We start from the raw sequence: 19950 nt of genomic DNA, 5'->3' as shown, positions 1-19950 counted from the left end.
GGCGCTCATGTGCGCCTTGATGTTTAGTCCACTGCAAATCCCGCGAGTGCCCTACTTATTAGACCTGGATCAATAAACTGCGCACCCGGCCCGGCTACCCTGCCGCCCTTTTGCGACCCGAACCCATGCCTCCCGTTATCGCCCCCGAACTGCTCGCCCCCGCCGGCACCCTGAAAAACATGCGTTATGCCTTTGCCTACGGTGCCGATGCCGTCTACGCCGGGCAACCGCGCTACAGCCTGCGGGTGCGCAATAACGAGTTCGACCACGCCAACCTCGCCCTCGGCATCCAGGAAGCCCAGGCCCAGGGCAAGCGGTTCTATGTGGTGGTCAACATCGCGCCTCACAACGCCAAGCTGAAAACCTTCCTCAAGGACCTTGCCCCGGTGATCGCCATGGGCCCGGATGCGCTGATCATGTCCGACCCGGGCCTGATCATGCTGGTGCGCCGGCACTTCCCGCACATGCCGATCCACCTGTCGGTGCAGGCCAATACGGTGAACTGGGCCAGCGTCGAATTCTGGCAGGCGCAGGGCATCTGCCGGATCATCCTGTCGCGGGAGTTGTCGCTGGAGGAAATCGACGAGATTCGCCAGCAAGTCCCCGCCATGGAGCTGGAAGTGTTTGTGCACGGTGCGCTGTGCATGGCCTATTCCGGGCGCTGCCTGCTGTCGGGCTACATGAACAAGCGGGATGCCAACCAGGGCACCTGCACCAACGCCTGCCGCTGGAAATACCAGGCGACGCCGGCGGTGGAAAACGCGGTCGGCGACATCGTGCAGCACTATGCGCCCGAGCCGACCCTGGGCCTCGGTGCGCCCACCGACCAGGTGTTCCTGCTGCAGGAGGCCAATCGCCCCGACGAACAGATGCCCGCCTTCGAAGATGAACACGGCACCTACATCATGAACGCCAAGGACCTGCGGGCGGTGCAGCACGTCGAGCGGCTGACGCGCATGGGCGTGCACTCGTTGAAGATCGAAGGCCGCACCAAATCCCACTTTTACTGCGCCCGCACCACCCAGGTATATCGCCAGGCGATTGATGACGCGGTGGCCGGGCGCGACTTTGACCGGGGCTTGATGACCAACCTCGAATCCCTGGCCCAGCGCGGCTACACCGAGGGTTTCCTGCGCCGGCACGTGCACGATGAGTATCAGAACTATCAGAACGGCAGCTCGGTGTCCGAACGCCAGCAGTTCGTCGGCGAACTGACCGGTGAACGGCGCGGCGAACTGGCCGAGGTCAAGGTCAAGAACCGTTTTGCCGTGGGCAATCACCTGGAACTGATGACCCCGGCGGGGAATTTCCACTTTGACCTGGGCTCATTGCACAACGCCAAGGGCGAGGCCATCGCGGTGGCGCCGGGCGACGGGCATACGGTGTATTTGCCGATCCCGGCGGAGATGGACCTGCGTTTCGGCCTTTTGATGCGCGACGTTTAACTTCGCCAGACACCTCAATGAGTGTGAGACAGCTTGCTGTGGTGAGGGAGCTTGCTCCCTCACCACAGCAAGCTCCCCCACCACAGCACTCTCCTTCACCACCGCAAGCTCCTCACCACAAAAAGCAGGGCGTACGCGCAATAGGTTCATTTGCAAAGTAGAATTGGCGGTTCTGCGTACCGCCACCTTGTCTTGAGCGGTCACCCTCTTTTTTACGGAGATCGCCTTGCGTCTGTTTCATACCTCCGACTGGCACCTTGGGCAAAACCTGCACGGCCAGGAACGCGACTTCGAACACACCTGCTTCCTCGACTGGCTGCTGGGCCAGTTGGGCCTGCATCGCCCTGACGTGCTATTGATCGCCGGCGATATTTTCGACACGGTCAACCCGCCACTCAAGGCCCAGGAGCGGCTGTACGACTTCATCATCAGCGCCCATGAGCAAAACCCTGCACTGACCATCGTGATGATCGCCGGCAACCACGACTCCGGCTCGCGCATCGAACTGCCGGCGCCGTTGATGCGCCGCCTGCGCACCCACGCCCTGGGACGGGTGCTGTGGCTGGATGACGGACAACTGGATGTCGAACGCCTGCTGATTCCATTGCCCGGTGCCGACGGTGAAATTGCCGGCTGGTGCCTGGCATTGCCGTTCCTGCGCCCGGCCGAAGTGACCGGCGCACAACTGGGGGACGATTACCTGCGGGGCATCGGCCAGGTTCACGAGTGGCTGATTGCTGCCGCCAATGCCAAGCGCCAGCCGGGCCAGGCACTGGTTGCCATCAGCCATGCGCACATGGCCGGCGGCTCGGTGTCGGAAGACTCCGAGCGCAGCCTGATCATCGGCAATGCCGAAGCGCTGCCGGCCAGCCTGTTCGATGCCACCGTCAGCTATGTGGCCCTCGGCCATTTGCATAAACCCCAGCGGGTGAATGGCGAGGAGCGGATTCGCTACTGCGGCTCACCGATTCCGCTGTCATTCTCGGAAATCGGCTACCAGCACCAGATCCTCGACGTGCAACTGGACGGCGAAATCCTGGTCAGCGTCGAATCCCGCCTGATCCCGCGCTCGGTCAACCTGCAACGCCTGGAAGCCGCGCCCCTGGCCGACATCCTCAAGCAACTGGCCGACCTGCCCGACATCGACCTGCTGGCCGAAACCCAGCGCCAACCGTGGCTGGAAGTGCGGGTGCGCCTCGACGAACCGCAGCCCGACCTGCGCCAGCAGGTGGAAAACGCCCTGCAAGGCAAGGCCGTGCGCCTGGTGCGCATCGCCGCTGAATACGCAGGTAGCGGAGGCCGTGAAGACAGCCAGGAAGACCGCCTGATCGAACTCGACCAGCTCACGCCCCAGGAATTGTTCAGCCGCGCCTGGCAGGAAAGCTACGGCAGTGAAGTGGACGAACAGACCCTGAAGGACTTCGCCGTGCTGCTCCAGGAAGTACAACAGGAGGGCGAACAGCCATGAAGATCCTCGCCATTCGCCTGAAAAACCTCGCCTCTTTGGCGGGTCCGTTTGAAATCGACTTTACCGCCGAGCCCCTGGCCAGCGCCGGGCTGTTCGCGATTACCGGGCCCACCGGCGCCGGCAAAAGTACCTTGCTCGATGCGCTGTGCCTGGCGCTATTTGGCGCCGTGCCGCGCCTGGGCGATACCGGCCAGGCAAAAATGCCGGATGCCGACACCGATATTTCCATCGGTGACCCACGCACCCTGATTCGCCGGGGCACTGGCGGCGGTTATGCCGAAGTGGATTTTGTCGGCGTCAGTGGCCGCCGCTACCGCGCCCGCTGGGAAGCCAACCGTGCCCGGGACAAGGCCAGCGGCAAGCTGCAAGCCAGCCGGCAAAGCCTGATCGACCTGGACAGCGAGCAGCTGCTGGCCAGCCAGAAAACCGAATACAAGACCCAGCTGGAATTGGCCCTGGGCCTGAACTTCGAGCAGTTCACCCGCGCGGTGTTGCTCGCGCAAAGTGAGTTCAGCGCGTTCCTCAAGGCCAACGACAACGAGCGCAGCGAACTGCTGGAAAAGCTCACCGACACTGCGCTCTACACCCAGCTCGGTCGCCGCGCCTTCGACAAGGCCAAGGACGCCCGGGACGCCCACAAACACCTGCAGGACCAGGCCATCGGCGTCACCCCGTTGGCCCCTGAAGCCCGCGCCGAGCTGGACGCACAGCTGACCGCCGCCCAGCAGCAACTCAAGACCCAGCAGGCGCAGCTCAAGCACCTTGAGTTGCAGCACACCTGGCTGAAGGAACTGCGGGAGTGGCAGGAGCGCCAACAAAGTGCGGTCGAGCAACTGCAACAGGCCCAGCAACACTGGGCAAGCCAGGGCCCGCAGCGCCTGGACCTCAGCCGCCTGGAACAACTGGCGCCACAACGTCACCACTTCGCCCGCCAGGCCGAACTGACCACGCAGTTGCAGCCCCTTGCCGCGCAGATCCAGCAGCACCTTGAGCAACAAACAGCGCTGCACACCCGCCAGACCCAACTGCAACAGCAACAGGCCGACGTGCAAGCCACCCTCGCCCAGGCCCTCAAGCAGCAAGCCGACGCTGTGCCCTTGCTGCGCCAGGCCTTCGAGGAGCAAACCACCCTCGCCCACTTGACCCGCGAGCTGGCCAAACGCAGCGAAGAGAAACAGCTGGGCGAAGCTGCCTGTGTGGAAGGCCAGGCGACGTTGACCAGCTTGCTCGACAAGCAAAAAGTTGTCGCCGAACGCCTGCACAGGCTGGCCGCAGAGCTTGAACGCAGCGCCGCCCTCGCGCCGTTGAGTGAGGCCTGGAGCGCCTACCGCGACCGCTTGCAACAGCTGATGCTGATCGGCAATCGCCTCAATAAAGGCCAGGCCGAACTGCCACAACTGGAAGAGCGCGCCACCCGTCTCGGTGAAAAATGGACCGAGCAACGCGAAGCCCTTGACCTGCTGTACCACGAAGCCGGCGCCGAACCCCATGCAGTGGCCGAACAGATCCAGTTGCTCGGCAGCCTGCTCCAGGACAACCGCAAGCAACATCGCGCGTTTGAGGACCTGGCGCGGCTGTGGAACAGCCATCAGCAACTCGACAGCCAGAGCCAGGCCCTGACGCAAAAGCAGACCCTCGCCCAGCAACAACGCGAACTGTTGAACCAGAGCGGCTTGCAGGCCAAGGCCGAGCTGGCCGTCGCCGAACAAACCCTGACCGTCACCAAGCAACTGCTGGAGCGCCAGCGCCTGGCCCGCAGTGCCAGCGTCGAAGAGTTGCGCGGCCAGCTGCAGGATGAGCAGCCGTGCCCGGTGTGCGGCAGTGTCGAGCACCCGTATCACCAGCCCGAAGCCATGCTGCAAAGCCTGACCCGCCACGACGAAAGCGAAGAAGCCAACGCGCAGCAAGCCGTGGATGTGCTCAAGGAAAAACTCACTGACCTGCGTGGCGAAGTGGGCGGCCTGATCGCCCAGCAAAAGGAATTCCTGCAACAACAGGAGCAACTCGCCAGCCAGTTGCAGGCCTTGCTGCCAAGCCTTGAAGCCCATCCGCTGTCCGCCTCGCTGTTCAACCAGGACGCGGCCAAGCGCGACGCCTGGCTCGCCCAGCAACTGAGCCAGCTCAGCCAGAGCCTCACCCAGGACGAGCAACGCCAGGGCGCCCTGCTCAACCTGCAACAGAACGCCGGGCGTTTGCAGCAACAACTGCAAGCCGCCCAGGACGCCAGCCAACAGGCGCGCCAGTTACTGATCGACCAGCAACGGGAACTGTCCAACGACCGCGAACGCCTGGACGAAGAACTCAACGCCTTCGCCAGCCTGCTGCCCACCGAGACCCTCGAAGGCCTGCGCAGCGAGCCGGCGGCGACCTTCATGTTGCTCGACCAGCAGGTCAGCCAGCGCCTGGAACAGCTCGACAACCAAAAGGAAGAATTGGCCGAGCAGCTGCAGCGCCAGCAAGCCATCGAGAAAGAGCAGGACCGCCAGCAACATCGCCAGCAGCAGCTGGAGACTTTGCACAAACAGCTCGCCGAACAGAGCGCCCTGCAACACGCCGCCAAGGAAAAACTCGCCGGCCTACTGGGCGAAAACTCCAGCGCCGAACACTGGCAACAGCAATTGGACCTGGCCGTCGACCAGGCGCGGCAACATGAGGCCGAGGCCAACCAACAGTTGCAGGACACCCGCAACCAGTTGATCCAACTGGCCGCCGACCTCAAATCGCTGCAAGAACGCCAACAGTCCCTGGAAACCGAACACGCGGCCCTCACTACGCGCCTGAGCGACTGGCGCGCGTTGCACCCGGAACTCGATGACGAAGGCCTGGCGCGCCTGGTGGCCTTCGATGAGCCGCAGGTGGCCGAGCTACGCCAGCAACTGCAACACAGCGAAAAAGCCATCGAGCAGGCCAAGGTGTTGCTGCAAGAGCGCGAACAGCGGCTCAAGGATCACCAGGCGCTGCACAACGGCAACCTCGACGCCGAGCAACTGGACAGCGCCCTGGCCGAACTCAATGCCGCGCTGATCATTGGCGAAAAACACTGCGCCGAACTGCGCGCCCAACAGGCCGACGACCAGCGCCGCCAGGATGCCAACCAGGCCTTGGCGGCCGAGATCGCCAAGGCCTACGAAGAATGGCAACGCTGGGCACGCCTGAATGCACTGATCGGTTCGGCCACCGGCGATACCTTCCGCAAGATCGCCCAGGCCTACAACCTCGACCTGCTGGTGCACCACGCCAACGTCCAACTGCGCCAACTGGTGCGCCGCTACCGCCTCAAGCGCGGTGGCAGCATGCTCGGCCTGCTGGTACTCGACACGGAGATGGGCGACGAACTGCGTTCGGTGCACTCGTTGTCCGGCGGCGAGACGTTCCTGGTGTCGCTGGCGCTGGCCTTGGGCCTGGCGTCGATGGCGTCGAGCACGTTGAAGATCGAGTCGCTGTTTATCGACGAAGGCTTCGGCAGTCTCGACCCCGAGTCGCTGCAACTGGCAATGGATGCCCTCGACGGCTTGCAGGCCCAGGGCCGCAAGGTGGCGGTGATTTCCCATGTGCAGGAAATGCACGAGCGGATTCCGGTGCAGATTCAGGTCAAGCGCCAGGGCAATGGCTTGAGCACCCTGGAGGTCAAGTGAGCGAGGCCGTGTTGTATTCGTTCCGCCGTTGCCCCTATGCGATGCGGGCGCGGATGGCCTTGCGGTATTCAGGGGTGGCGGTGCAGATCATCGAGGTCAGCCTCAAGGCCAAGCCGGCTGAGATGCTGGCGTTGTCACCCAAAGGCACGGTGCCGGTGCTGAGCGTGGATGGCCGGGTGATCGATGAAAGCCTGGCGATCATGCGCTGGGCACTGGCAAAGAACGATCCTGAGGGTTGGTTGCTTGGGGATGATCGGGCGACGCAGGCGCTGATTGAAGAGAATGATCAGGGCTTCAAACATCAATTGAATCGATACAAGTATGCCGAGCGCTATCCGGAGTATCCGATGGAGCATTATCGGGCCGAGGGTGAGGTGTTTTTGATGAGGCTGGAGGGGTTGCTGGCGGAGCGGGAGTATTTGCTGGCCGGGCATTTGAGCCTGGCGGATGTGGCACTTGCGCCGTTTGTGCGGCAGTTTGCCCATGTGGATCGGGAGTGGTTTGCCCGGGCGCCGTATCCGCGGTTGCAGGACTGGTTGCAGCGCTTCCTGGAATCGCCGTTGTTCATCGCCGTGATGGCAAAAACCTGAGACTGTCGCAGGACAAAATGTGGGAGCGGGCTTGCTCGCGAAGGCGGTGTATCAGTCAGCCCATGTATAGACTGACCCGGCGCTTTCGCGAGCAAGCCCGCTCCCACATTTGATCTTCATCAGCTTCAAGATCAGTTCTGGATTTTGTGGTCCAGCGCTGCGTAGAAGTTGGCGCTTTGTTGCAGGTATTTCTGGGTGTAGGCGCTGGTGCTGGTTTTTTTGCTGCTGATTTCAACACTGGCGCTGGCTGGCAACGCTACGGTGGCGGAAACAGCGGAAGCGGCGATGATCGAGAAAAGATTGAAGTTCATGTCGGTAACCCTTGTGTTCGGTTGGCTTGGTGGCCTGTGTTGGCCTTGGAACCAAACTTACGCCCGAGGGGTTAGCCTTAGAAATTCATTGAAACACTAGCCGCTATTAATAGTATTAATACAACAAGTCAGGCCCCGCACTGCGGGGCCTGTGGCTTATTGCCGCACCAGGAACTTGAGGTCGCTGGGGGCACCAATCGCCAGTTTCTGCACGGTTTTGCCCAAAAGACCGGTCTTGGGATCGCGCTCGACGACCACAATCTCGTTGCTCTTCTGGTTGGCGATCAGCAGGAACTTGCCGCTGGGGTCCAGGGCGAACTCCCGGGGATGGTCGCCTTCCACCGATCGGCGCTGGATCTCTTTGAGCTGCGCAGTGGCCGGGTCGATGGCAAACACCAACATCTGGTTGGCGGTGCCACGGTTGCTCACGTAGAGGAACTTGCCGTCGCTTGAGGTGTGCAGTGCAGCACCGGCCTTGTCGGACACCGGCTGGCCATCCGCGAAGTTGACCAGTTGCTTCTGGGTCAGCTTGCCATCGTTGTAGTCGAACACCGCCACTTGCGCGCTCATCTCGGTGGTCAGCCAGGCGTGCTTGCCGTCTGCGGTGAACAGCAGGTGCCGCGGGCCGCTGCCCGGTGGCAATTGCACAAACGCAGGGTCGGCCGGGGTCAGCGGCAGTTCATGGTTGGCCTTGGGGTCGTAGTGGTAGGCAAAGATCTTGTCCGCCCCCAGGTCCTGGACAAACACGTATTTGCCGTCCGGCGAAGACACCACCGAATGCACGTGGTTGGACGCCTGGCGCTCCGGGTTGACCCGGCTGGCCGGGTGCCCGCTCAACTGCACTGGCGGCGACAGCTTGCCTTCGGTGTCTAGCGGCAGCACCGCGAGGCTGCCGCCCGGATCTTCCAGCACCGAATAGTTGGCCACGAACAGGTAGCGCCCGTCACTGGCCAGGCTGGAATGGGTCGGCTCGTTGCCCAGGCTCTGCACCTGGTTGATCAGGGTCAGTTGATGGTTCTTCGGGTCGATGCTGTAGCTGCTGACGCGCCCCACCGGGTCTTTTTGGCCCGGGCCGTTTTCGTTGACCACAAACAGGTGCTTCTGGTCCTTGGACAGGGTCAGCCACGACGGGTTGGCCGCCTTGGCGGCGAGCACCGGCTGGCCGCTGAACTGCCCGGTACGGCTGTCGAACTGCAAACGGTAGATACCTTCGCTGGTGCCGGCGGTGTAGCTGCCAACGAGCAATTCATAGGTGTCCACCGGCGCGGCCTGGACCGACATTGCGCCTACGCTGCCGGCCATCAGCAGGGGCCAGAATTTACGCATCATCATCCGCTTCATCCTCGTCATTATTGTTGCCGGTGACGCCGCTCATGCAGACCAGGCGGTGTTCGCCCTTGTCATCGGTAAGTGTCCAGCTTTGCAGGGTTTGATCAAAGGTCGCCGCCTTGACTTGCTCCAGGGTGAAACTCCAGCGCTTCTCGACGCGACCGTCCATGCAGATGATCAATAACGTCTGGTCATCCAGGCTGAAATCGAAGCTGTGCAGGCCATCGATTTCGACCATCTGGCAGTCTTCAAAAGCGTCGGGCAAGGTAGCGGTGTCGGCAGTCATAACCATCAATCATCAAGAGGAAAGACCTCATGATAGGTCAAATCGTTGCATCGGCCTAAGCCCGCGCAATGCAAAACGCCGTGGCACAGGCCACGGCGTTTTGGCAAACAGCGTTGGATCAGTGGGCGAACAGCGAATTGCCCTTCTGCCCCGCCAGCTTCTCGGGCTTGATCAGGAAGCGTGCCAGCGCCGGCAGCAGCCACAGCGCGCCGAACATGTTCCACAGCAGCATGAAGGTCAGCATCAGACCCATGTCGGCCTGGAACTTGATGGCCGAGAAGATCCAGGTGCATACGCCGATTGCCAGGCACAGGCCGGTGAACAGCACGGCTTTACCGGTGGACTTGAGCGTCTGGTAATAGGCTTCCTGCAACGGCAGGCCGGCCCGCAGGAAACTCTCCAGGCGGCTGTAGATGTAGATGCCGTAGTCCACGCCGATCCCCACCCCCAGCGCCACCACCGGCAAGGTCGCGACCTTGACACCGATGCCCATGAACGCCATCAGCGCGTTGCCCAGCACCGAGGTCAGCACCAGCGGCAGCACGATGCACAGGGTCGCCGCCCACGAGCGGAAGGTGATCATGCACATGGTGGCCACGCACAGGTACACCAGGATCAGGATGGTCAGCTCGGACTCCTTGATCACCTCGTTGGTGGCCGCCTCGATCCCGGCGTTACCGGCGGCGAGGATGAATTCCAGGCCGTCCTTGTTGTTCTCCTTGGCGAAGTCCTGCACCGCATGCACCGCGCGGTCGAGGGTTTCGGCCTTGTGGTCGTTGAGGAACACCAGCACCGGCGCCAGCGAACAGTTGTTGTTATACAGGCCATCGGCACGGGCAATGGAGTTGTTCAGCACGTCCGGGTTGCGCGACAGGGTTTCCCATTTCAGGTTGCCCTCGTTCATGCCCTTGATCATCTGTTTGGACACGGTCACCAGCGAGATGGCCGACTGCACGCCTTCGGTGTTCTGCATCTTCCACATCAACTGGTCGATGGGCGCCATGGCTTCATACCGCGAGCAGCCTTCGGGCGGAGTCTTGACCATCACCACCAGCACGTCGGAGCTGGTGGAGTAGTTGTTGATGATGAAATTGTTGTCCTTGTTGTAGCGCGAGTCCGGGCGCAGTTCCGGTGCACCCTGATCGAGGTCACCGATCTTCAGGTTCTGGCTGTACCAGAGGCCGCCACCAAAGGCGATCAGCGCCAGGGCAATCGACACCGGCGCGACCTTGGGGCTGGCGAACTTCGACAGCAGGCGCCAGAACGGGTGTTCGCGATGCGCATCCTTCTTGCTCTTGGCGATGGCGCGTTTGCTGATGCCAACATAGGAGATCGCCACCGGCAGCAGGATCAGGTTGGTGAACACGATGACCGCCACACCCACCGAAGCACCGATTGCCAGCTCGCGGATCACGCCGATATCGATGATCAACAGGGTGATAAAACCGACCGCATCGGCGAGGATCGCGATCATGCCCGGCAGGAACAGCTGGCGGAAGGTACGCCGGGCCGCGGTCAGGGCGTTGTCGGCATCACTGGATTGCAGGGCGATGCCGTTGATCTTCTGTACGCCGTGGGAAATACCGATGGCGAAGATCAGGAACGGCACGAGCATCGAGTAGGGATCCAGCCCGAAACCCAGGGCATGCATCAGCCCGAGCTGCCAGATCACCGCCACCAGCGTGGTGCTCAACACCGCGACGGTACTGCGCAGGCAGTTGGTGAACCACAGCAGCAGCACCAGGGTGATGACGAAGGCGATACCGAAGAACATCACCACCATCACCAGGCCGTCGATCAGGTCGCCGACCTTCTTGGCGAAACCGACAATGTGGATCTTGACGTTAGGGTTCTGCGCTTCGAACTTGTCGCGGATCTTGTCTTCGAGCTCATGGGAGAACTTGCGGTAGTCCAGGGCCAGCAGCTTGCCCTGGTCCTGTGGGTCCGGATAGGACTCCAGCAGCGGAATGTCGACGATGCTCGACTTGAAGTCGTTGGCCACCAACCGACCGACCTGCCCGGACTTCAGCACGTTGTTGCGCAACTGGTCGAGGCTTTCCGGCGAGCCGTTGTAGCTCTGCGGGATCACTTCACCGCCGGCAAAGCCTTCTTCGGTAACTTCGGTCCAGCGCACGCTGGGGCTCCACAGGGACTTGAGGCCGGAGCGGTCGACGCCGGAGATGTAGAACACCTCGTCGTTGATCTGGCGCAGGGTCTCCATGTACTCCTTCGTGAAGATGTCACCGTCCTTGGCCTCCACCGAAATGCGCACCGTGTTGCCCAGGTTCGCCAGGTCGTTGCGGTGCTCCATCATCCTCTCGATGAAGGGGTGCTGGAGGGGGATCATTTTTTCGAAGCTGGTGGACGGGCGAATCAACGTCGCCTGCCAGAACAGGAAAATACTCACCAGCAGGCAGATCGTGATGACTGCCGGGCGGTTATTGAAAATCAGGCGCTCGAGAAACGTGGCCTTGTCGTTGTGATGACTGCTCATTGTGTCCCCGCCTTCTTATTGTTTTGTCGGCTCGGCGCCGGTTGGACTGGCCACGCGAACGCCGCCCTGCCCCGCCAGAATCAAGTTGCCGTTGCCCGCCGCGGTGACCGCCGACAGCGAAATGCGGTCCGGGCGATTGAATACGCTGAAGGTCAGGCCGTCGTCGTGGCTGACCACCACGCTGCCACCGTTGCCCACTACCACGATGGAACCGTCGTCCAGCAGGGTCGCCCCCGACAAACCGAACTCCAGCGCGCCACGAGTGGCGTTCAGCTCCACCGGCTCCCAGGTGCTGCCAAAATCCGTGGAGCGGAACAGGTTGCCACGCAGGCCGTAGGCCAACAGCGTCTGCGCCTGGGCGGTGCCGATCACGCCGAACAGCGAGCCCTCGTAGGGGCCTTCGAGTTTTTCCCAGGTCTGCCCCTCGTCATGGGAGCGGAACATGCTGCCCTGCTCACCGACGATAAACAGCCCGGCGTCTTTCACCTGGGCGATGGCGTTGAGGTGGTATTGGTCTTCGTTGTCGAGGCGGTCGCTGACGTCGTCCCAGGTCTTGCCCCCGTCGGTGGTTTCGATCAGCGCACCGTAGGCACCCACGGCAAAGCCGTTGCTGGCGTCCTTGAACCAGACGTCAAGCAGCGGTGCTTCGCGCTTGAGGTCCTGGAATTGTTGGGTCCAGGTCACGCCGCCGTCGGTGGTGGCGAGGATCTGTGCGTCATGGCCCACCGCCCAGCCGTGTTGGTCGTCGGCGAAAAACACGGCGGTCAGCAGTTGCCGGGTGGGGACTTTGGCTTGGGTCCAGGTGACACCCTGGTCGTCGGAATAGAGGATGTGCCCGCGATCACCGACCGCGACCAGGCGCTTGCCTGCGTGGACCACGTCGATCATCAGGCTTTTGGCGGCCTTGGGGGAGTCAATGGCGAACACCGCGGCGGCGGTGGTTTCTGTGGCGGCATGGGCCGGTGTCGACAACGCGACAACCCCCAGCAACGAGAGCGCTGTGGCCAGCAATGCGACCCTGCGCGTGGCCTTCGGGCGGAAAAACACCACACCCATGACAGGCTCACTCATAGACCTTTCTCCCATTTATTATTGTTAGGTCGTCTTGCCGTGGGGAGCCCTGAAACCTGCAATCTAGAGCGCCTTGGGCAAGCTGGGCCATCCTAGCGGGCTTTGGAATCGTCTGACAATCGGCGCTACGTTATGTTTTGTTAACTGGAGGGGTTTGGGTTGGTGCTGAATGTAGTGCTATCAGCGGCGGTGATCCGTGGAGGGGGGCTGTTGGGGTGAGGGGGCTTGCTTCCGCTGGAGTGCGCAGCGCTCCTACGCTTTTTGGGGCCGCTGCGCAGCCCAGCGGGAGCAAGCTCCCTCGCCACGGGGTGAGGTGTGGGTCTTGGAATGAATTTTTATTCCATGTGTTGAGTTTTGGGAATATTTATTCCATAAATAGGCTTCTCAATACAATAATTCGAAGGAACCCGGCTATGCGCGAACTCGGAATCGGCCTGATTGGTACAGGCTTTATGGGGCGTGCCCACGCCTTGGCGTTCAATAATGCGCGGGCGGTGTTCGAGCTGCCGGTGAAGCTCACGCTGGCCGCCCTGGCCGATGCCGATACCGAGCGCGCAATACGCTGCGCCAATGACTGGGGGTTTGCCCAGGCCCATGGCGACTGGCAGCAGTTGATTGACGATCCCAAGGTGGATGTTGTCGCCATCACTACTCCCAACCATTTGCACTACCCCATGGCCATGGCTGCACTGGCGGCAGGCAAGGCGGTGTATTGCGAGAAGCCGCTGGCGGTGAGCCTGGAGCAGGCGGCCGCGATGCGTGATGCGGCGAGCAAGGCCGGGGTGGTGACGCGGGTGGGTTACAACTATCAGCACAACCCGATGATTGGCTTGGCCCGGCAGTTGATCGCCCGCGGTGAGTTGGGGGAGATCATCAGTTTTCAGGGGGAGTTCAGCGAGGATTTCATGGCGGATTCGGCGTCGCCGTGGTCGTGGCGCTGTGAGGTTGGACATGCCGGCGGTGCGTTGGCGGATCTGGGCAGTCATTTACTGTCCATGGCGCGGTATTTGGTGGGGGATGTGGTGAGTGTGTGTGCCGATACGCAAACGGTGCACGGGCAGCGGCCTGCCACCGCCGGGAGTGAGACGCTGCGGGAGATTGCGGTGGATGACCAGGTGCATGCGTTGTTGCGGTTTGCCAATGGGGCACGGGGGACGGTGAGCAGTAGCTGGCTGAAGCATGGGTATAAGAATCACCTGAGCTTTGAGATCAGTGGCACGCGGGGCACGTTGTTGTTTGATCAGGAACGGTTGAATGAATTGCAGCTGTTTCGGGTTGGGCAGGAGGGGTTTCAGCGGGTGTTGGCGGGGCCTTCGTTGCCAGGGTATGCGGCGTTCAGTCCGGCGCCGGGGCATCAGTTGGGGTACAACGAGTTGAAGACGCTGGAGGTGCATGAGTTGGTGATGGCGTTGGCCGGCAAGGGCAGTGACGGGACGGATTTTGCGGCGGCTTGGGAGATTGAGCGGTTGGCCACGGCGATTCGGGTGGCGGCCAAGGAGGAGCGGTGGGTCAGGCTGAATGAGGTCTAAATGTGGGAGCGGGCTTGCTCGCGAACGCGGTGGGTCAGCCACGGCATCTGGCGACTGACACACCGCTTTCGCGAGCAAGCCCGCTCCCACATTTGATTGTCGTTAGCTTTTGGATTTGCGCATTAGCCTATATGCCGCCGGGATGACGAACAGGGATAGCAGCGGCGCTGTGAGCATGCCGCCAATCATGGGCGCGGCAATCCGGCTCATGACTTCGCTGCCGGTGCCGCCGCCTAAAAGGATCGGCAGCAAGCCGGCGATGATTACGGCCACGGTCATCGCCTTGGGCCGCACGCGTAATACGGCACCTTCGGTGATGGCTTCCAGCAGGGCCTGGTCCCCTCCTCCCTGGCGTTCGGCCCAGGCGTTTTTCAAATACAGCAGCATGATCACGCCAAACTCCGCCGACACCCCCGCCAACGCGATAAATCCAACACCCGTCGCCACCGACAGGTTGAAGCCCAGCCAGTACAGCAACCACACCCCTCCCGTCAGCGCGAACGGCAACGTGGCGAGGATCAGCAGCGCCTCATCCACCCGCCGGAACGTCAGGTACAGCAGCACGAAGATGATCAGCAAGGTCGCCGGCACCACCAGTTTCAGGCGCGCATTGGCCCGCTCCAGGAACTCGAACTGCCCCGAGTAGCTGAGGCTCATGCCCGGTTGCAGTTGCACGTTCTGGTTGATCGCCTCGCGCAAGTCCTTCACCACCGACGCCAGGTCGCGATCACGCACGTCAATGTACACCCAGCCGGAAGGCCGGGCGTTTTCGCTCTTGAGCATCGGCGGGCCTTCGCTGACCTTGATCCTGGCCACGGTGCCCAGGGTGATCTGGCTGCCCGACGGCGTATAGATCGGCAGGTTGCTCAACGCGCTCACCGAGTCGCGCCATTCTTTCGGGTAGCGCAGGTTGATGGGAAACCGCGCCAAGCCTTCGACGGTCTCGCCGATGTTTTCCCCGCCAATCGCCCCGGAGACAATGGACTGCACATCGGTGATGTTCAGGCCATAACGCGCGGCGGCCGGGCGGTCGATATCCACGTCGATGTAGCGCCCGCCCGTCAGGCGTTCCGCCAGCGCCGAGCTGACGCCGGGCACCGTCTTGGCGACCTTTTCCACGGCCTGGGTCACGGCGTCGATGTCCATCAGGCTGGAACCCGCGACCTTCACGCCGATCGGGCTTTTGACCCCGGTGGCGAGCATGTCGATACGGTTGCGGATTGGCGGAATCCAGATGTTGGTCAGCCCCGGCACCTGCACCACCCGGTCGAGTTCCTTCACCAGTTTTTCCGGGGTCATGCCCGGCCGCCATTGGTCTCGCGGCTTGAACTCGATGGTGGTTTCGAACATTTCCAGCGGCGCCGGGTCGGTGGCGGTTTCGGCGCGGCCGGCCTTGCCGAACACGTGGGCGACTTCCGGCACGCTCTTGATCAAGCGGTCGGTACGTTGCAGCAATGCGCCGGCAGTTTGCGTCGACAAACCAGGCAACGCCGACGGCATATACAACAGGTCACCCTCATCCAGCGGCGGCAGGAATTCACCGCCCAGGTGCGACACTGGCCATAGCGCACTGGCGACCATCAGCAGCGCGACCAGCAAGGTCATGCGCGGCCAGCGCAGCACCGCGTCGAGGGCCGGTTGGTAGAGTTTGATCAGGCCGCGATTCAGCGGGTTGCGTTGCTCATCGGGAATACGCCCGCGAATCCAGTAGCCCATCAGCACCGGGATCAGGGTCACCGACAACCCCGCTGCAGCGGCCATGGCATAGGTCTTGGTGTAGGCCAGCGGCCCGAACAAGCGGCCTTCCTGGGCTTGCAGGGTGAACACCGGGATAAACGACAAGGTGATGATCAGCAGGCAGAAAAACAACGCCGGCCCCACCTCCACTGCTGCATCGGTGATGACCTTCCAATGCGCCTCCCCCTTCAATTCCTGGTTCGGATGCGCGTGGTGCCAGGCTTCGATTTTCTTGTGGGCATTCTCGATCATCACCACCGCGCCATCGACCATCGCGCCGATGGCAATCGCAATCCCGCCCAGGGACATGATGTTCGCGTTGATGCCCTGGAAGCGCATGACGATAAAGGCAATCAACACCCCCACCGGCAACGAAATGATCGCCACCAGCGAGGAGCGCAGGTGCCACAGGAAGATCCCGCACACCAGCGCCACCACCAGGAACTCTTCGAGCAGCTTGTGGCTGAGGTTGTCCACGGCGCGATCGATGAGTTTGCTGCGATCGTAGGTGGTGACGATTTCCACCCCGGGCGGCAGGCTGGTTTGCAGTTGCTCCAGCTTGGTCTTGACCGCCGCGATGGCCTCGCGGGCGTTCTTGCCGCTGCGCAGGATCACCACGCCGCCCACCGCCTCGCCTTCGCCATCCAGTTCACTGATGCCCCGGCGCATGTCCGGGCCCAGCTGGATCGTCGCCACATCCCCAAGGGTCACCGGCACGTTGTGGGTGTCGAGCCGCAGGGGAATGCCGCGAAAGTCCTCCAGGGTTTTCAGGTAGCCGGACGCACGCACCATGTATTCCGACTCACCCATGTTCAGCACCGAACCGCCGGTTTCCTGGTTTGCCTTGCCGATGGCTTCCACCACCTGGGCCTGGGTGATGCCGCGACTGGCCAGGGCCAGCGGGTCGATCTGCACCTGGTACTGCTTGACCTGGCCGCCGATGGTCGCCACTTCGGCGACATTGGGCAGGGTCTTGAGCTCGAACTTGAGGAACCAGTCCTGCAACGAGCGCAGTTGCGCCAGGTCGTGTTTTCCGGTGCGGTCCACCAGCGCGTACTGGTAGATCCAGCCGACACCGGTGGCATCCGGGCCCAGCGCCGGCTTGGCCGATGCCGGCAAACGCGCCTGCAACTGGCTCAGGTATTCCAGCACCCGCGAGCGCGCCCAATACAGGTCGGTGCCCTCGTCGAACAGCACGTAGACGTAGCTGTCGCCGAAGAACGAAAAGCCGCGCACGGTCTTCGCCCCCGGCACCGAGAGCATGGTGGTGGTCATCGGGTAAGTGACCTGGTTCTCGACAATCTGCGGGGCCTGGCCCGGGTAAGGCGTGCGGATGATCACCTGCACATCCGACAGGTCCGGCAAGGCGTCCACCGGGGTGTTCTGGATCGACCACAAACCCCAGGCCGTCACGAATAAAGTCGCCAACAACACCAAAAAGCGGTTGGCCACCGACCAGCGAATCAACAGGGCGATCATGGCCGGGCTCCCGGTTGCATGCTCATGCCGTCCATGGCCCCCTCATCTGAAAAACCGCCGGACGATTGAGTGGTAATTCCCTTCAAACTTGCTTCGGAGTCCAGCAGAAATTGACCGGAGGCCACCACCTGCTGGCCTTCCTGCAGGCCGGCGAGGATGACGGTGTTGTCCTGGTTTTCTGCACCCACCTGGACTTCTACCGGGCGATATCGCCCGCCCTCCTCGGCCACCATCACCAGCACGCGTTTGCCGGTGCGAATCAACGCCTCGCTCGGCAGCAACAGCACCGATTGGCCGCTGGATTGGGCCAGGCGCACCTGGGCGGTCATACCGGGGCGCAACATACCGTCAGGGTTGGGCAGTTCGACCCGAACCTGCACGGTGCGGCTGTCCATGGCAGTTGCCGGCAGAATCGCGGCGACGGTGCCTTTGACGACTTGTCCCGGCAACCCGACAAAACGGCTCTCGACCGTTTGCCCAACGGCCAGCGCGGCGCCCTGGGCTTCAGGCACGGCGACCTGCAGCCACACGGTGCCCAGGCCATTGACCCGCGCCAGGGTTTGGCCCGCCGCGACGGTCATGCCTTCGCGTACGTCGAGGGTTTGCAACGCGCCGCCCAGCGGGGTGGTGATGGTCATCACTGATTGCACCCGGCCGCTGCGCTCCATCTGCGTGATCAGCCCGGCGGGCATGCCGCTCAAGCGCAGACGCTGGCGGGCGGCAGCCAACAAACCTGGATCGCTGTGTCGCAGAGCAAGGAACTCTTCCTGAGCGGCGGCCCATTCGGGCACCAGAATGTCCGCCAGGGGCGCCTGGGCCTTGAGCACATCCCCCGGCGCACGGGCGTAAACCCGCTCGACAAATCCGGCAGCGCGCGCCTGCACCACCGCCACATCGCGGTCGTTGAAGGCGAGGATTCCCGACAGCTCAAGACTCGACGCCAGCACCCCACGGCTGACGCTCGCCAGGCGCACGCCGATGTTCTGGGTCAGGCTGGGGTCGATCTGAATCGCCGCACTCTCCTCGGCGCCACCGGCGTAGCGCGGCACCAACTGCATGTCCATGAAGGGCGACTTGCCCGGCTTGTCGAATTTTTGCTGCGGGTACATCGGGTCGTACCAGTACAGCGCCTTTTTCTCGTCCGGCGCCCGCATCGTCCCGACCATGGCCGGCTGTGCCTCGCGTGTCTGCGCCAGCCAATAGCCGCCACCCAGACCTAGCAGCAGGACGCCGCCCAACAGGGCCATATTCACGATTCGGTTATTCATTGGCGGGTTCCCCGTAAGCAAAATACAGCTGGGCGCCGGTCAGGGCGCGCTGCTCAATGGCATCAATCTGTTTGAAGCGCGCCTCGACCCACTCGCGGCGGGCGCTGACCACGCTCATCAGGTCGCCCTTGCCCGCGCGATACCCCGCCAGGCTCAGCGACACTTTCTCCTCGGCCAGCGGCACCAGGCTGTCCTGGCTGCGCTGCACGGCGCGGTCCAGGCGCTGGTAGTTGGCCAGGGCGTCTTCGAGTTCCTGGGTATGTTCACGGGTCTTGGCTTCGCGTTCGGCGTCCAGTTGGTCGAGTTCGGCCTGCTTGGCGGCGATACCGGGGTCCTGCCGGCGACCGGGGAAGATCGGCAAATCGAAGGTGAATTGCAGGCTGACCATGTCCCCGTACTCACGGCCTCGGTGCTGGTAGTCCACTTCCCAACTCCAGTCCGAGGTCTTTTGCGCCTTGGCCTCGTTCAGCCGGGCTTCGGCCTCGCGGGTGCGCGGTGCAAAGGCTTGCAGAACCGGGTGCTGGTGCAGGTTGTGGGTGAAGCCGGTGGTGTCGATTTTCCAGTTCGGCAATTGCCCGCTGGGGGCTTCGCTGGCGGCCGGGCCGATCCAGCGCTTGAGGGCCGCCCGGGCCTGGGCGCGTTGCTGGATCAGCTCATCCTCGCGCTCGGCCAGGTCAGCCGCTTCCTGCTTCGGGATCACGACGTCGGAAGGCTGCCCGCGACCGCCGGCCAGTTGCGCACGCACGGTGTCTTGCAGCAGGCGATTCTGCTGATAGAAGTCCTTGAACAGTGCCTCTTTGCGCTCCACCGCATAGGCGCGAATCCACGCCTGGGCGGTGGCCTGACGCACATTCAAGCGCTCGATCCGGCCTTCGGCGGCAGCCGTGTCCACGCTGGCCGACGCCAACTCAACCCGTGCCTTGCGCTTGTCGCGGCTGGGCACTTGTTGCTGGATGCCGATCATTTGCTCGGTCATGTCATCGCCATACAACGTGCCGCGATTGGGCCCGCCGACGGGGAAATTTTGCAGGCCTACTACCAGTTTCGGGTCCGGCAGTTCGCCGGCCGGAATCGCCGCCTGGGTCGCGGCCTGCAATTTGGAGGATTCAGCCGTCAGCGACGGCGCGTTGTTTTGCGCCAGGCGCAAGGCCTCATCCAGGGTCAGCGCAGACGCCAGCGTCGGCCACGCCAGCACGCCCATCACCAGGGCACGCACGCATAGGAAATTCATCTTGAAGTGTCCTGTTCTGTTGCGCTGCGCACCGCTTTACGCGGCCCACAGCAAGGCCGTCCCGGTTCAGGGACGAG

13 protein-coding genes are annotated in these 19950 nt (G+C 62.6%); 5 read left to right on the top strand and 8 right to left on the bottom strand.

Annotation, left to right across the window (positions count from 1 at the left end):
- The first annotated feature begins 125 nt into the window (after window positions 1–125).
- From yegQ to HX821_RS10435, 4 genes are all read left to right on the top strand, one after another.
- Entirely contained in the window at window positions 126–1445 is a 1320-nt protein-coding gene (gene yegQ, locus HX821_RS10450) for a tRNA 5-hydroxyuridine modification protein YegQ (RefSeq protein ID WP_023658943.1), read from the top strand.
- Between the two features lie 226 nt (window positions 1446–1671).
- Window positions 1672–2913, top strand: a complete 1242-nt coding sequence (locus tag HX821_RS10445; RefSeq protein WP_177009762.1) for an exonuclease SbcCD subunit D C-terminal domain-containing protein — start codon at window positions 1672–1674, stop codon at window positions 2911–2913.
- Window positions 2910–6548: an AAA family ATPase gene (locus HX821_RS10440; protein WP_177035708.1), complete on the top strand. Its 3639-nt coding sequence runs from the start codon at window positions 2910–2912 to the stop codon at window positions 6546–6548. The genes HX821_RS10445 and HX821_RS10440 overlap by 4 nt, the downstream gene beginning before the upstream one ends.
- On the top strand, window positions 6545–7138 hold the full coding sequence (locus tag HX821_RS10435) for a glutathione S-transferase (RefSeq protein ID WP_177035707.1): 594 nt from the start codon (window positions 6545–6547) through the stop codon (window positions 7136–7138). The genes HX821_RS10440 and HX821_RS10435 overlap by 4 nt, the downstream gene beginning before the upstream one ends.
- Window positions 7139–7269: 131 nt before the next feature.
- Here HX821_RS10435 and HX821_RS10430 read toward each other — a convergent pair whose 3' ends face one another.
- The 5 genes from HX821_RS10430 to HX821_RS10410 form a co-directional block, all read right to left on the bottom strand.
- Entirely contained in the window at window positions 7270–7449 is a 180-nt protein-coding gene (locus HX821_RS10430) for a hypothetical protein (RefSeq protein WP_003211212.1), read from the bottom strand.
- A gap of 156 nt (window positions 7450–7605) precedes the next feature.
- Entirely contained in the window at window positions 7606–8781 is a 1176-nt protein-coding gene (locus HX821_RS10425) for a lactonase family protein (protein WP_177035706.1), read from the bottom strand.
- Window positions 8768–9064, bottom strand: coding sequence for a DUF5629 family protein (locus tag HX821_RS10420; protein ID WP_008435940.1), 297 nt, complete (start codon window positions 9062–9064; stop codon window positions 8768–8770). The genes HX821_RS10425 and HX821_RS10420 overlap by 14 nt, the downstream gene beginning before the upstream one ends.
- A 118-nt stretch (window positions 9065–9182) precedes the next feature.
- Entirely contained in the window at window positions 9183–11558 is a 2376-nt protein-coding gene (locus HX821_RS10415; protein WP_003211205.1) for an RND family transporter, read from the bottom strand.
- Between the two features lie 15 nt (window positions 11559–11573).
- The gene (locus HX821_RS10410) at window positions 11574–12614 is read right to left on the bottom strand and encodes a YCF48-related protein (protein ID WP_008435949.1); all 1041 of its coding nucleotides are present in this window, start codon (window positions 12612–12614) and stop codon (window positions 11574–11576) included.
- Window positions 12615–13042: 428 nt separating this feature from the next.
- Here HX821_RS10410 and HX821_RS10405 point away from each other — a divergent pair, with 428 nt between their 5' ends.
- A complete protein-coding gene (locus tag HX821_RS10405) occupies window positions 13043–14158 on the top strand; it encodes a Gfo/Idh/MocA family protein (RefSeq protein WP_087694111.1) in 1116 nt (371 codons plus the stop codon).
- 102 nt (window positions 14159–14260) lie between these two features.
- On the opposite strand, the gene HX821_RS10400 is transcribed toward HX821_RS10405, so the two are convergent.
- The 3 genes from HX821_RS10400 to HX821_RS10390 are packed head-to-tail and all read right to left on the bottom strand — an operon-like array spanning window position 14261 to window position 19873.
- The gene (locus tag HX821_RS10400; protein ID WP_177021645.1) at window positions 14261–17374 is read right to left on the bottom strand and encodes an efflux RND transporter permease subunit; all 3114 of its coding nucleotides are present in this window, start codon (window positions 17372–17374) and stop codon (window positions 14261–14263) included.
- Window positions 17371–18642, bottom strand: coding sequence for an efflux RND transporter periplasmic adaptor subunit (locus HX821_RS10395; protein WP_177035705.1), 1272 nt, complete (start codon window positions 18640–18642; stop codon window positions 17371–17373). The genes HX821_RS10400 and HX821_RS10395 overlap by 4 nt, the downstream gene beginning before the upstream one ends.
- Window positions 18635–19873, bottom strand: coding sequence for a TolC family protein (locus tag HX821_RS10390; protein WP_177035704.1), 1239 nt, complete (start codon window positions 19871–19873; stop codon window positions 18635–18637). Before HX821_RS10390 ends, HX821_RS10395 begins: the two co-directional genes overlap by 8 nt.
- Window positions 19874–19950: the final 77 nt, after the last annotated feature.

The organism is Pseudomonas sp. B6001 (assembly GCF_013386015.1).
Classification (GTDB): Bacteria; Pseudomonadota; Gammaproteobacteria; order Pseudomonadales; family Pseudomonadaceae; genus Aquipseudomonas.
Note: the sequence above shows the minus strand (reverse complement) of the source record. Positions and strands in the feature narration are given on the sequence as shown.